The sequence below is a fragment of the Enterococcus sp. XAF26B05_ASV22 genome (assembly GCF_056727285.1).
In genome coordinates this window covers 1,671,020-1,684,825 of the sequence record NZ_CM161538.1, presented here as the reverse complement: position 1 = coordinate 1,684,825, position 13,806 = coordinate 1,671,020, and the positions used below count along the sequence as shown (strand labels likewise).

14 protein-coding genes and 1 pseudogene are annotated in these 13,806 nt (G+C 35.9%); 1 reads left to right on the top strand and 14 read right to left on the bottom strand.

Annotation, left to right across the window (positions count from 1 at the left end; all coding sequences use genetic code 11):
* Positions 1 to 15: 15 nt before the first annotated feature.
* The 9 genes and pseudogenes from aroF to AC1PU0_RS08365 all read right to left on the bottom strand — a co-directional run bounded on the left by aroF (position 16) and on the right by AC1PU0_RS08365 (position 7,001).
* The gene (aroF, locus tag AC1PU0_RS08405; RefSeq protein WP_206850065.1) at positions 16 to 1,038 is read right to left on the bottom strand and encodes a 3-deoxy-7-phosphoheptulonate synthase; all 1,023 of its coding nucleotides are present in this window, start codon (positions 1,036 to 1,038) and stop codon (positions 16 to 18) included.
* Positions 1,039 to 1,067: 29 nt separating this feature from the next.
* Positions 1,068 to 1,937 carry a shikimate dehydrogenase gene (aroE, locus tag AC1PU0_RS08400; protein WP_206850067.1) on the bottom strand — a complete coding sequence of 290 codons (870 nt, stop codon included), beginning with the start codon at positions 1,935 to 1,937 and terminating at the stop codon, positions 1,068 to 1,070.
* A 411-nt stretch (positions 1,938 to 2,348) separates the two neighbouring features.
* The gene (locus AC1PU0_RS08395; RefSeq protein ID WP_206836466.1) at positions 2,349 to 2,678 is read right to left on the bottom strand and encodes a nitrous oxide-stimulated promoter family protein; all 330 of its coding nucleotides are present in this window, start codon (positions 2,676 to 2,678) and stop codon (positions 2,349 to 2,351) included.
* Between the two features lie 15 nt (positions 2,679 to 2,693).
* Positions 2,694 to 3,674 carry an NAD(P)H-quinone oxidoreductase gene (locus AC1PU0_RS08390; protein WP_206850069.1) on the bottom strand — a complete coding sequence of 327 codons (981 nt, stop codon included), beginning with the start codon at positions 3,672 to 3,674 and terminating at the stop codon, positions 2,694 to 2,696.
* Positions 3,675 to 3,751: 77 nt separating this feature from the next.
* Positions 3,752 to 4,204 (bottom strand): hypothetical protein, encoded by a 453-nt coding sequence (locus tag AC1PU0_RS08385; RefSeq protein ID WP_069654891.1) that lies wholly within the window; start codon positions 4,202 to 4,204, stop codon positions 3,752 to 3,754.
* Between the two features lie 82 nt (positions 4,205 to 4,286).
* Positions 4,287 to 4,658 (bottom strand): thioesterase family protein, encoded by a 372-nt coding sequence (locus AC1PU0_RS08380; RefSeq protein ID WP_206850070.1) that lies wholly within the window; start codon positions 4,656 to 4,658, stop codon positions 4,287 to 4,289.
* A gap of 5 nt (positions 4,659 to 4,663) precedes the next feature.
* Positions 4,664 to 5,876 (bottom strand): annotated as a pseudogene (locus tag AC1PU0_RS08375) (CCA tRNA nucleotidyltransferase).
* Entirely contained in the window at positions 5,873 to 6,661 is a 789-nt protein-coding gene (gene dapB / locus AC1PU0_RS08370; protein ID WP_206850072.1) for a 4-hydroxy-tetrahydrodipicolinate reductase, read from the bottom strand. The pseudogene AC1PU0_RS08375 and the gene dapB overlap by 4 nt, the downstream one beginning before the upstream one ends.
* Entirely contained in the window at positions 6,654 to 7,001 is a 348-nt protein-coding gene (locus AC1PU0_RS08365; protein ID WP_069654887.1) for a nucleotide pyrophosphohydrolase, read from the bottom strand. The genes dapB and AC1PU0_RS08365 overlap by 8 nt, the downstream gene beginning before the upstream one ends.
* 160 nt (positions 7,002 to 7,161) lie before the next feature.
* On the opposite strand from AC1PU0_RS08365, the gene AC1PU0_RS08360 reads away from it, so the two are divergent.
* The gene (locus AC1PU0_RS08360; RefSeq protein ID WP_206850073.1) at positions 7,162 to 8,052 is read left to right on the top strand and encodes a YitT family protein; all 891 of its coding nucleotides are present in this window, start codon (positions 7,162 to 7,164) and stop codon (positions 8,050 to 8,052) included.
* A 53-nt stretch (positions 8,053 to 8,105) separates the two neighbouring features.
* Here AC1PU0_RS08360 and AC1PU0_RS08355 read toward each other — a convergent pair whose 3' ends face one another.
* From AC1PU0_RS08355 to der, 5 genes are all read right to left on the bottom strand, one after another.
* Entirely contained in the window at positions 8,106 to 8,639 is a 534-nt protein-coding gene (locus AC1PU0_RS08355) for a YpiB family protein (protein ID WP_206850074.1), read from the bottom strand.
* Positions 8,640 to 8,647: 8 nt separating this feature from the next.
* Positions 8,648 to 9,907 carry a tetratricopeptide repeat protein gene (locus tag AC1PU0_RS08350; RefSeq protein ID WP_206850075.1) on the bottom strand — a complete coding sequence of 420 codons (1,260 nt, stop codon included), beginning with the start codon at positions 9,905 to 9,907 and terminating at the stop codon, positions 8,648 to 8,650.
* A 3-nt stretch (positions 9,908 to 9,910) separates the two neighbouring features.
* Positions 9,911 to 10,957, bottom strand: a complete 1,047-nt coding sequence (locus AC1PU0_RS08345) for a hypothetical protein (RefSeq protein WP_206850077.1) — start codon at positions 10,955 to 10,957, stop codon at positions 9,911 to 9,913.
* Between the two features lie 861 nt (positions 10,958 to 11,818).
* Positions 11,819 to 12,094, bottom strand: a complete 276-nt coding sequence (locus AC1PU0_RS08340; RefSeq protein ID WP_010761417.1) for an HU family DNA-binding protein — start codon at positions 12,092 to 12,094, stop codon at positions 11,819 to 11,821.
* 247 nt (positions 12,095 to 12,341) lie between these two features.
* On the bottom strand, positions 12,342 to 13,652 hold the full coding sequence (gene der, locus AC1PU0_RS08335) for a ribosome biogenesis GTPase Der (protein ID WP_069654882.1): 1,311 nt from the start codon (positions 13,650 to 13,652) through the stop codon (positions 12,342 to 12,344).
* Between the last annotated feature and the right edge of the window lie 154 nt (positions 13,653 to 13,806).

The window sequence follows — 13,806 nt, the reverse complement described above, 5'->3', positions numbered from 1 at the left end:
ACTCTCCGTTCATTTTTAATCTAATTCATTAATTTCTTTCATTGCTTTTTCAATGATATGGACTTCTTTCATCATGCGCAAGTAAGTCTTTTCGTTTAATGATTGAGGTCCGTCAGACCATGCGTTGATTGGATCTGGATGAATTTCCACAATAAGTCCGTCTGCGCCGGCAGCGACACCAGCACGAGCCATTGAAGGAACAAGATCCCAAATTCCGACACCATGACTTGGGTCAACGATGATTGGAAAATGACTTAATTTTTTAATTAATGGAACAGCACTTAGATCGAGTGTATTACGTGTCGCTGTTTCGTATGTGCGAATACCACGTTCAATAAATATCACATTAAAATTCCCTTGGGCAGCGATGTATTCAGCCGCATTTAGCCACTCATCAATTGTACCAGATATTCCACGTTTCAAGCCAATTGGTTTCCCTGTTTTTCCAACAGCTTGTAATAATTTAAAGTTTTGCATATTTCTGGCACCAATTTGCAAAATGTCACTGTATTCCGCAATCATAGCAATATGCGCTTCATCCATTACTTCAGTGATGACTTTCATGTCAAATTCGTCCGCTGCTTGGCGAATGTATTTTAAGCCTTCTTCTTCTAATCCTTGGAAAGCGTAAGGGGATGTTCTTGGTTTAAAAGCACCACCGCGTAAAATCGTTGCTCCGCCTGCTTTAGCAATTCTTGCACACTCTCGAATTTGGTCTAAACTTTCGATTGAACATGGCCCAGCCATCATTGTCATGCTACCATCACCGATTTTGACACCATCAACATTAACAATTGTATTTTTTGGATGAAACTCACGACTTGTTAATTTGTAAGTTAAAGATATTCTAACTGCATTTTCAACACCATCGTAACTGTTGAATGCCACATCCTGCATTTTTCGAGTATTTCCAATCAAGCCAATGATTGTTTGTTCTTTTCCTTCACTTAGATGAACTTCTAAACCTTCTTTTTTTACTCGTTCTATTAATGAATTGATTTGTGCTTTCGTTGCTTCTGATTTCATAATTACGATCATTGGTGTTCTCTCCTTCAGTAGATTCTGATTTAGTTGTTTTCAATAATTGGTTTTACAACTTCTATAGGCATTTCTTGACCAGTCCATTTTTCAAACGCTGCAGCACCTTGATAGAGTAGCATGCCTAACCCATTATTTGTTTTAGCTCCACGTAACCGTGCTTGTTTTAGAAATTCTGTTTCTCTAGGTGTATAGATAACATCACAAACCGCAAGATCGGGACGAATGATTGAAAAATCTTGAATCGGTGTTTGTTTTTCTAATGGTTTCATTCCGACGCCTGTTGCATTTAGTAATAGGGCACTCTCTGCTACATCTTTTGCCAAACTATTTTCATCAGATAATTCATGTAATGTTATGATGCAATTTGTATTTTCTGAAATGTACGCTAGTTTTTCTTTGATTTTTTCGTAGAACTCATCTTTTCGGTTGTACACAGTAATTTCTTTTACTCCATCTAAAGCTGCTTGCACAATAATTGCTGTAGCTGCCCCACCTGCTCCAATGATTGTCATTTTTTTATCGATAATGTCAACCTCGATATCTTTCAAGCTTCTCATAAATCCTGTTCCATCAGTGTTATGACCTGTTAATTTACCTTGGTCGTTGGTGATGGTGTTAACGGCACCAATCAAGCGCGCCGCTTCACTTAGTTCATCCATATAGTCAACGGCTAAAATTTTATTCGGCATTGATAAGTTGGCACCCATCATTTCCAAATTTTTGATTGAATCGATCGCTCGTTCTAATCCATCTGTTCCTATTTCGAATGCAAGGTATACGGCATCGATTCCTAACGCTTGAAACGCTGTATTATGAATCATTGGTGAAACACTGTGACGAATTGGTGTCGCGAATAATGCGGTCAAGCGCGTATGGCCAGTAATCGTATTTTCCATCTTATTTCCTCCTTGAAAATCATTTTTTTAAACAAAAAAGGTATTCACGCAAATTTTCAGAAAAAAATCTACAGTGAACACCTCACAAAAAATAGGTAATATAAAAGCCACTATAGATTTTCTCATCTACGCGGCTGAAAGTAATCTCAAAATACCCTAGCCATCATAGATACAAACTTGCTAGTCTGCATCCATAATGTTATGAATACAAACTCATCTAAAATAGCTAAAGTAATAATTATTCAGTTGTGATTGATTATGCTTCATGTCTACCATATGAATCACTCCGTAACTGATTTATTTAAGAATTGTTATCAGTATATACCTACGTATACTGTGTGTCAACCTCTTTTATTCCTTAATGTCTAATTTTTTTCTGTCTTTTTAAATAAAAACCTTTCATTAGATCTTTTAATCACACTTTATTTTTTTGCTTTTATTTTCTTTTATAAGATGTTTAATCGCTAAAATTGGATGATACAGTGTCATTCTTGGTCCAGAATATCTCATTACTTCTTTCATCTGCTCTTTGTAATCTGGACGATAACAATGAACGGGACATTGCTTACACGTTGGTTTTTCTTCACCGAAACGGCAAACATCCAAGCGAAGTTGTGAATAAGACAGCAACTTTTCTTTGTCTATCTTCGGTGTTTTATGTTTGCTGTAATAGATGTCAATCATTGCACGAATGGTCTTTTTTTCTTCTTGTATTTTTGGTCCATTATTCTTTTTTACCATTTTTCAGCTCACTATTCACTCATCTATTTTTAAAATGATTTTTCCTTTATTTTGATTATGCCTCATATACTGGTGTGCTTTTTCTACTTCTTCCAATGAAAAAATTTTATCTACAACTGGTTTTAAATAATGTTTATCAAAAAGCTTTTTTGTTTTTATTGAAAATTCTTTGGTCAACTCTGCTTTATAGGCATCACTTCTTGGCGTTAGTAATGTCCCTTTGATGGTTATTCGTTTTTCTAATAACTCCATTAAATTAATTTCTTCTACAATTGCGCCACCTAAAATACCAATGAGAATCAACCGACCATCGTAAGCTATACTAGAAAGGTTTTTTTCCCAATAAGATGCACCAATAAAATCTAAGATCACGTTCACACCCTGACCTTTAGTTTCTTCCAGAATTCTCTTACTGAACAATTCTTCATGATAATTTATTAGAACATCTGCCCCCAACGAGTGGCATAATTCTAGTTTATCAGACGTGCTTGCTGTGACAAAGATTTTAGCAGTCGTTAATTGTTTTACTAACTGAATAGCCGCGGTTCCTACGCCACTAGCACCAGCATGAATCAAAATAGACTCATTAGGACCTAATTCACCAAGCCAAAATAACGTTTGATAAGCCGTTAAAAAGACTTCTGGGATCGCCGCCCCTTCTTCATATGTTAACTGATCGGATAAAAGCATTGCATTCCCACTATTCATTACAGCGTACTCCGCATAGCCGCCCCCGTTTACAAGTCCCATCACGCGACTGCCACAAGGAAATAAATCTGAGTCGCTTTCGATTACTTTTCCTGAAACTTCAACCCCTAGAATCGGATTTCCTTTTGGAAGTGTTCCTGTTTCTATCGCTACTAAATCCGTACGGTTGATTGCGGCTGCTTCGACTTTTATTAATAGCTGGTGGCTTTTTCTTTTAGGTATCAACGCATCTTTCTTCAATTCCAAAACGGGTTGACTATCCTTATACGATAACTCAATGGCCTTCATTTTTTCACCTCACAAATTTTGACGAAAAAACCGTAGAATCTCCCAAAAAGAAATCTACGGTCCCATTTATTTAGTTATTAAAGTTCTTCACCATATACATCATCAACCGTTTGTGTTGGATCGATTACGATGTACAAGCTTTTTGTTTTTTCGCTGACTTTTGTAGATTGGTAAATGTTATCTAAACCTTCGTCAGTTTTGTCTTTGTATGGGAAGTAAACTAAATCTGGTGTTCCCGTTTTATATAAGATTTCCATACGTTCGATATCTTCATATTTTAGAGCACGTGCAAACATTCCTAATTCTAGCCCACCAAGGTTGATATCATGGGTTTGAACATGATCTCCTTCTTGGAAGATTTCGATTTTAAAGCCTTCGCACGGATGAATTTCCATAAATTCGCTTCCGTGGATACGGCCAAAGCTAGTTGTGATGTGTTTGATCCATAGATCTCCGATAAAACGACGACCAATCGTCCAAGTTTCACCATTTCTAAAATAAAATTTTAATCCTGTCATTTCTCTACTCATAATATAAGTCTCCTTATCTAAAATAATTTCTACAAAGCTAAGTTTAGCATAACTTTAAGGTTAGGTCACACCATTCGCACTATCACTTAGGAAGAGCTAATTTATCCAAAAAAACATCTGTTAAGATAACAGCTCTCTGATGGATACCTGTTGCGATGATTTGCTCATTGTCAATAGCCTCGAAAGAAAAATTGATTTTCGTTTTTTCTTGAGACTCGACTTTCACTTTAACCATAATTTCCGCGCCAACTTTAGATGGTCTTAAATGTCTAGCTTCGATTAGAGTACCAACACTTGTTTCTTCTGAAGCTAATTCTTTATGCAAGTATTCTTTTGCAGTATTTTCTATCATTGCAAGTACTGCAGGTGTACCTAATACCTCTAAATCACCAGACCCGATTTCTTTTGCGGTATCCTTGGAACCAACAACAAACTTTTTTGAGAACTCTTCCATGGCTATCACTCCTCGTCAATCCTCTCTTTTGCATATGCAAGCAGTAATTCTTTGTCATTTTTTATTTGGCTATTTACGACAGCGGTCTCAAGTTTCTCAATCATATCACCTAGCCATTTTCCAGGCTTCTTATCGAAATAATTCAATAAATCATATCCTGTAACAGCAAGTTGCTTTCTGTCGTGAATGGGCAAACTTAAATAACGTTCTTTTACTTCTTCAAGTTTACTCTTTTGCCCGTAATAAAACAACAGTTTTTCAACAGACAATGCTGCGTCTATCCCTAAATCGAACAAATCCATGACTTGCCAATCCTCTAAAAGACGTCTATTCAACCCATAAATTAGTTGCTGGACTTCCTGAATCATTTGATTTGACTGTTTCCACGACTTCAAGAAGCTACGAATCTCGTTTTCTTTTAATCTCATTGTCTTGATCAATAAAGCCCATGCTTGATTTTCCAATTCAATTTGTTTATTGGGAAGTTCTATAAAATTAAATAGTGCTTCACCAAAGTATTTTAGACCTGGACAGTATTGATAACAATTTGTTTCGATAAACGGCAATAGTGCAAGCTTGCCGATTTTTTCCTAATAAAAGTTTGATGAATTCCACAGCTATACGTTCTACAGATATTTTTCCTAAAAGTGGATGAAATTCTTCAATAGCTAATAGTGTGTTTTCTTCAATCGTAAAATTTAGTTGACTGGCAAAACGAAGTCCCCTCATCATTCGTAAAGCATCTTCATGAAATCGCTCTTTGGGATTCCCAACAGCTCTTATGACTTGTCTCTCCAAATCAGCTATCCCGTCAAATAAATCGATGATCTCTCCGTCAACGTTCATTGCCAATGCGTTAATTGTAAAATCTCGACGTTTCAAATCTTCTTTTAAAGAACGAACAAACGTAACTGTATCAGGACGTCTAAAATCTTGATACGTTGATTCCGTTCTAAACGTAGTGATCTCGTACTGTTCCTCACCGTCTAATACAAGAACGGTCCCATGATCGATTCCTACATCGATCGTCCGATGGAAAATTTGTTTGATTTCCTCTGGATATGCGCTAGTAGCAATATCAACATCGTGTATTGATTGTTTTAATAATGCATCACGAACGCTTCCACCAACAAAATAGGCTTCAAAACCATGCGCTTGAATTTCTTTCAATACACTAGCTGCTCGAGTAAATTCATCTGGTATGATTTCTAATTTCATAATAAGTTTTCCAGCCCGTAGACTAACTTTTCTAAGTGGACTACTTTTTCGCATCCTAAAGCTACACCCGTCATAAATGAACTACGATCATAAGAATCGTGTCGGATTGTTAAGCCTTCTCCAATCCCACCAAATTGAACTTGCTGATGGGCAATCAAGCCTGGTAGGCGAACACTATGGATTTTCATTCCTTCAAAATCAGCTCCTCGGGCACCTTCAATCAATTCTTCTTCTTCAGGATGTCCTTGTTTTTTCTTTGCACGGACCTCACTCATCATTTCGGCTGTTTTGATGGCCGTTCCACTTGGTGCATCTCGTTTATTGTCGTGATGTAACTCAATGATTTCAACATCAGGGAAATATTCGGCTGCTTTTTGGGCAAATTGCATCATTAGAACCGCCCCCACTGCAAAATTAGGTGCAATCAGACCACCGACTTGCAATTCTTTTGAACGATCAGTCAACTCGGCTAATTGTTCTTCTGTTAAACCGGTCGTCCCTACAACGGGGGAAATGTTGTGTTCAATAGCAAACCGTGTGTTTTCATAAGCTACTGCTGGGATCGTAAAATCAATCCAAACATCAGGCTGAACAGAAAGAACGGCTTCTTTCGTTTTAAAAATTGGGACATTAATTGTTGGATACTCAATTAATTCATTCAGATTACCTTTTTCTTCAAAAGGATCTAATACTCCTACTAGCTCAAATTGGTCATGATTTAAAACCATTTTTGTTGCGGTTGCACCCATTTTCCCTTTAAAACCTGCGACTAAAATTTTAATCATTTGTTTGCCCATCCTTTCGTTCAAAACGATATTTATCCCGTTGGTTGAATTTATCCATATTTTTTTGAAACGCTTCAGTTAAATCTATGTCTAAAGAATTAGCCATAATCATTGTCACGAATAAAACATCCCCAAGTTCCTCAGAAACTGTTTTTGGTTTCTCCTCTGTTTTCTTAGGTTTTTCGCCATAATAATGATTGATTTCTCTTGCTAATTCACCTACTTCTTCTGTTAATCGTGCCATCTGGCTTAGTGGAGAAAAATAGCCCGTTTTAAATTGCTGGATATACGTATCCACTTCTTCTTGCATGGAATGCAGAGATTGATTGTCGTCTGTCATCTTACCCCAACCTTTCTACTACTCATCTTATCAAAAAGTGCGCCATCTGAAAAGGTTCTGCTTGTTGTTTTATAGTGAGAATGATAAAGTGAGTACTGGATAAGGGTTTTTCACTTTGGCTATACGTGTAATGAACCAATATGTTATAGGAGTGAACATTATGGAAGAAAAAAAGTTTTATGTTAAAGACATTCTGTTTATTTTGGCTGGCACATGTCTTTACGCATTTGGGTTGGTAACATTTAATATTGCAAATGATCTAGCAGAGGGTGGCGTAACTGGGATCACGTTGATTTTACGTGCGCTTTTTTCTATTGATCCAGCCTATTCAACATTGATCATCAATATTCCGTTGATTTTGATTGGCGGAAAAATATTAGGTAAGCACTCATTTTATTATACAATTTTGGGTACTGTTTCTTTATCTGTCTTCTTGTGGTTATGGCAACGATTCCCGATAGAAGTGAATTTAGATCATGATTTATTAATCGCTTCTTTATTAGCCGGACTTGCTGCAGGTCTTGGTAGTGGACTGGTTTATCGTGTTGGTGGGACAACAGGTGGAACCGATGTAGTTGCTCGTATTTTAGAAAAAAATCATGGCATTAGTATGGGCCGTTCGTTGTTGATTTTTGATATTTTAGTTTTGATTCTTTCATTGAGTTACATTGATGTCAAAAGAATGATGTATACTTTAATTGTTTCATTTGTTTTTAGTAAAGTCGTCGATTCTGTCTTAGATGGCGCCTATGCTGCAAAAGGGATCTTGGTTATTTCTGACCATTCTGAGGATATTGGGGAAGTGATTATGGCTCTTTTAGAGCGTGGTGTAACGTATTTAGATGGTCAAGGGGGATACTCTCAAGTACATAAGAAAGTTCTTTATGTAGTTGTTAGTCCTAGTGAAATTATTGAAATTAAACGTATCGTTCATGAGTTAGATACCAAAGCTTTCATTTCTGTCATCAATGTTCATGAAGCCATCGGGGAAGGATTCACCTATTCTCGACCTGAAAAAATGCTTTTTAAAAGAAAAAAACAATTAACTTAGCCTAAATAAAAAAAGGTAAAACAGACGGGATTCGTGCTATTTTACCTTTTTTATTATTTTAATCGATTCAATTCATCTGTTAATTCTAAAAATGCCTCATAATTGTTATCCTCTAATGCTAAATCGATTTGACTATATAGCAAGTCTATTTTTGCTTGTTTTTCTTCATGGGCAAAGAAATCATTGATACTCTCAATCACATCATCACTTACTTGCTCATTCCAACGAGCATATGGATTATCTTCCAGAATCGACAAATACTGACTATTTTGCCAAGAACCATCAAAAATGCATTCTATATACAATGCTTCTTTCCAATTCATACGAATTTCATGAAAAATCTGATCAGTATCATTAAATTCTTTTCCTGACAAGAACAATTGGATTGGTTCATCATCTAGTTCTCTTGCCGTAACTTTTAACCCGCGAACTGCTTTGTCTGCCTGCTCAATGAAATGAACATTATTTAAAATAGCTTCGTGGTTAATCAAATAATTCAAAATCCATAACACTTCTCTTTGGCTAAATGAGATATTATTCACTAGCCAAACCAAAAACTCTTTTTTATCAGCTACATTAACAAACATCTTATCACCTATCTTTCTTCAATATCATCTAACAGGGATTGTGCTTCATTATCCCCTGGCTCGTGTTGAAGATAGTGTTGCAATAACTCTTTTGCTTTTTCTAATTGTCCTTCTTCACGAAGAAAAACAGCATATTCCTTTAAAAATTCAGGTTCATGAGACAATTCTTGATAAGCTTGTTCAAAATGAACTTTTGCTAAATCAAATTCCTCTAGCTCATTATATGCATGAGCTAAATTCCATTCACCATATGGATGGCCTTGCTCTTCCATTTGTTGTATGACTTCAACTACTTCATCGAAACGCTGTTCATTCAAATACAGATTACTTAATGTAAGTCTCGTTTCATCCGTCTTTTCACCAAGTTCCAGTGCTTGCTTCAATAAAGATTCAGCTTTTTCTGTATCATGAAGGCGATAAGCATTCTCAGACGCTAATTGGTATAAATCTACTTGGAAAGGATTTTCTTTGATTCCTTCTGCTAAAACAGTTTGCGCTTCTTCCAGTTGCTCTTCTTCTTGTAACGCCTCGCCTAAAGATAAATACAATGATTGATAATGCGGATTTAGCACTCTTAACTGTTGTAACAGTGCGATTGCTTTTTGATTTTCATGTAATTGTAGATAAGTGAAAGCTAATTGGAACATCCGATCATCCGTTTGACCTTCTTTTAATGCTAGTTCTAAAAATGGAATCGCGTCCTCAAAATCACCTGACATGCTGTGAGTGCTTCCCAAACGTTCATTGATTGAGACATTGGATATTTCTGTAACGTGGTTGTTAAGCAGCTCTTGATAGGCTACTGAGGCCTCTTTAAATTGTCCGTTAGAAAAATACAACTCCCCTAAAGCAAACAGAATCAAAGGTTCATCTGGCATCAATCGTTGCGCTTCTTTTAATTTCGCTTCACTTACCTCTGGAATGCCTATTACTTGATATAAATCTGCTGTTACAAGCAAACTTTGAACATAACTATCGCTTTCTTTATCAACTTTTTCTAAGTAACCAAAGGCGTCGTCAATTAAATTATTTTCAATTGCAATTTCAGCTAAAGGGATATTCAAGCCGTCTGCATCAGGAAAAATTGTCAGCAAATGATCAAAAACTAATTTAGCCTCTTCTAAAAATCCTAGTGACAATAACTCTTCTCCTAAATCAGCAAGTGTATCATCATCATCTTTCTTGATTGCTTCTGCTAGCATCAATTGTGCTTGAGCCAACTCTTCTTCATGTAATGCTTGGAGCATTTGTTCACTATATGTTGTCATCTTTTATCCTCTAATTTCTTTTAATATATTTTTATATTGTTCTACTGTTTTTAGTAGTTCGTCCGTTTTTGGCTGTTGCATAGAATCAAGCTGCCCAATCTCTTTTAAAAGAGCAGCTGTTTCGCCACAGTTCACGTATTTTAAAACACCTTCCACGTAATCACTGACTAAAATTTGCTCTGGAAAATCCACTGGAAAACCTAAGCGAATCAACCAGATCATAAAGTTCTTATAATGGAACGAAAACTGACTAACGTCTTGAGACCAGAGCAACTGCAATAAACACCCTAAGAACCGTTTCATATGACTGGACAACAAATGACCATTCTCAGTCTCTAAAAAACCTTGTTCAAACAGTTGGCCAAATCGATCGATCGTTTGTCCTTCTTTTTCGTAATAACCTATCATCTCGTCCAACATACCATTAAACGACTGCTGATTCAATCGAGTTTCATCACTGTAGTTCTTAAAAAGCATCCGTAAAAAATCATGGCTACAAACTAATCCACAACGAATAAAAACAACAAAATCCACAAGTTTTCCATCGCCTTGACCCGTGGTTAAGGTATGATCATAGATAATTTTTTCTGCTAGCACTTTACTATATAAAACCGGATGATTTTTTAATTCTATTTGAGCTTCAGCAATCAAACTTTTACTTAATGATTCAATTGATAGTGGTAAAAGCCAGCAATCTGAAGTTAGCACAGATGTTTCGTGTAAAAAATGGGTTAATTGAACGACTCCTTCATTTCCGACACCTAGAAAAAGAAACTCTTGTTGCTGGTCAAAATTCGACAAAAAAGCCAATAAGCTTTCCAGCTCTTTCATATTGTTACAATGTGAATCATTCTTACAAATATACCAATCTAATTCCTGTTTGTCATCAAAAAGCTGAATGAGTTTTTCCGAAAACAAATCATAATACCGCTGATTGGTAATCAAAAAAAGATGTTTTGAATCGAATGAGGCTGATTTGATATGTGAGGCAAACGTTTCGCCATAGATAATCGTCGTTTGCAACTGATTCTTCTTATAAACTAATTCCATTGATAACACCCCTCTTTATACATTTTACCATTAGTTGTTATAAAACAGAAAGGGGATGATTTTTTTAAAAAAATGCAATGATAACTGTTCAAAGTCAATTATTCTTTTACTTTCTTTAAAGAACAGACATAATTGTTTCACTATTTCGTTACAGTTATTCTACTATATCTATGCAAAAAAAACTTACTTTACCTTTATACTTAACTTGTTTCAAGAAATAGTTCGCTTTTAAAGAAAATAGCGCACTTCTTAAAAAGTGCTATTTTGAAGAAACCTTGTGATTCAGTCTAAGCTGAATAATTAGCACTTTGTAACGTTCATAGTTATTTTAAACATAGCTGATTATTCATTATCCGCAAAAGGTTGGGATATAACTCCAAAAAGTTATGTCACAACTTTTTTTAACAGAAAATAAATGAAAGAACTCTCAATTAATGACGAGCTCTTTCATTCGGGGGTTCCTATCAAAGCAATATAACTATCTATGTTAACGATGCGCATATGTTTTACGTCAAACTGTCCTCTACTATTATAGTTTCCTTTTACCTCAACTTCATACTGGTGCATCGGTAGCGATAGGACATACCTGGCAAATGGTCTGTTTTTGATAACACAATTGATACAGACATCATTTTCCCAAATTAACATTCCTGTTATAGCATACGGCTTTTCTTTGAACACCTTGATATGGGTTAATAATCCTGTGTGAGTTTCCATAACTTCATGATACACGAAATAATTATGATGTCCACTCTCATGTTTTTTTATTAAAAAAAACACTATTGGTATAATGCTGATATGTAAAAAACATAATGAAATAAAGAAAGAACCCTTGACTCATCAAGGGTTCTAAGATCTGTCTTATTTAACAGCATCTTTCAACGCTTTACCTGGTTTAAACGCAGGTACTTTACTTGCAGCGATTTGAATTTCTTTACCAGTTTGTGGGTTACGTCCTTTACGAGCCGCACGTTCGCGTACTTCAAAGTTACCAAAACCGATTAATTGAACTTTTTCACCTTTAGCAAGAGATTCTTGGATTGTTGAAAATACAGCATCCACTGCTGCAGTTGCGTCTTTTTTAGTTAAACCAGTTGAAGATGCAACGTTTTCGATTAATTCTGCTTTATTTGCCATGGATTATTTCACCTCCTCCACAAGGGATAGGATATCTAAAAGATATCTAATTTACGTTTCTTTTTGAGTGGTCCAAAAATGACGTACAAATATTGAATTGAATCAATATTCTGTTATCACGATATCATAGGAAGCTTGTAATATCAAGGTTTTTGATGCGTTTTAACCAGTTTTTTCTAAAAATATCATTTTTTTTTATAACTCAATGAATTTATTTGTGCAATTAAAACAAGTGTGGTAAAATGCTCTATTTTCGCCTTCTTGGAATGATTTTGATTGGTGTTCCTTCAAACGTAAAAGCTTTACGAATTTGATTTTCTAAAAAGCGAGCATATGAAAAATGCATTAATTCTTCTTCATTTACAAAAATAACAAATGTTGGCGGCTTAATTGCCACTTGTGTTCCATAAAATACTTTCAACCGTTTGCCCTTGTCTGTCGGGGTCGGATTAATAGCAATGGCATCCATTACCACATCATTCAACAAAGCAGATGGAATACGCAGATTTTGATTCATGCTGACACGTTCGATCAATTCTGGTAATTTGTTCAAGCGTTGTTTTGTTAATGCTGAAACAAAGATGATTGGTGCGTAATCAAGATATCGAAACTCTTCACGTATCTCTTCTTCAAAGTCACGCATCGTGTTGGTTTCTTTTTCAACAGTATCCCACTTATTCACAACGATAATAATGCCACGTCCTGCTTCATGCGCATATCCAGCAACCTTCTTATCTTGTTCACGAATACCTTCTTCAGCATTTAAAACCATTAAAACAATATCTGAACGTTCAATCGCACGCATTGCACGCATAACACTGTATTTTTCAGTTGATTCGTATACTTTGCCTCGTTTGCGCATGCCAGCTGTATCGATCATCAAGAATTTTTGACCATCTTCCGATTCAAAATGTGTATCAATTGCGTCACGAGTCGTTCCTTCAATTTCTGAAACGATGACACGGTCTTCCCCAAGAATCGCATTGATCAAAGAAGATTTCCCAACATTTGGACGCCCAATCAAACTAAATTTGATTGTATCTTCATCGTCCTCTTCGATTTCAGATGAAAAATGTTTAACAGCTTCATCCAAAACATCTCCGATACCTAAACCATGACTTCCAGAGATAGGAAGTGGATCACCTAAGCCTAAAGAATAAAACTCATAAATATCATTTCTCATTTCAGGGTTATCAACTTTATTTACAGCCAGAATTACTGGTTTCTTGCTGCGATATAAAATTCTTGCTACTAATTCGTCAGCATCCGTCACACCTTCTCTGCCACTTGCGACAAAAATAATGACATCCGCTTCTTCAATAGCGATTTCAGCTTGATGCTTGATTTGATCCATAAATGGCTCGTCACTTAGATCAATACCACCTGTATCAATAATACTAAACTCACGGCCTAACCACTCTCCTGTGGTATAAATACGGTCTCTTGTTACACCTGGTGTATCTTCTACTATAGAAATTCTCTCACCAGCTATACGGTTAAAAATTGTCGATTTCCCTACGTTCGGGCGCCCGACAATTGCAATTGTTGGATTTGCCATTCAAATTACCTCCTTGACAAGTTTTCAATCCTTACTAGTTTACCTAAAGCTTGTCTAAGATGCAAGAAAAACTAGTGAAATAAGTGAATTAACCCGCTAAACAGAAAAAATACCCTGTAATTGCACGTATCATAAATCGCAATTACAGGACACT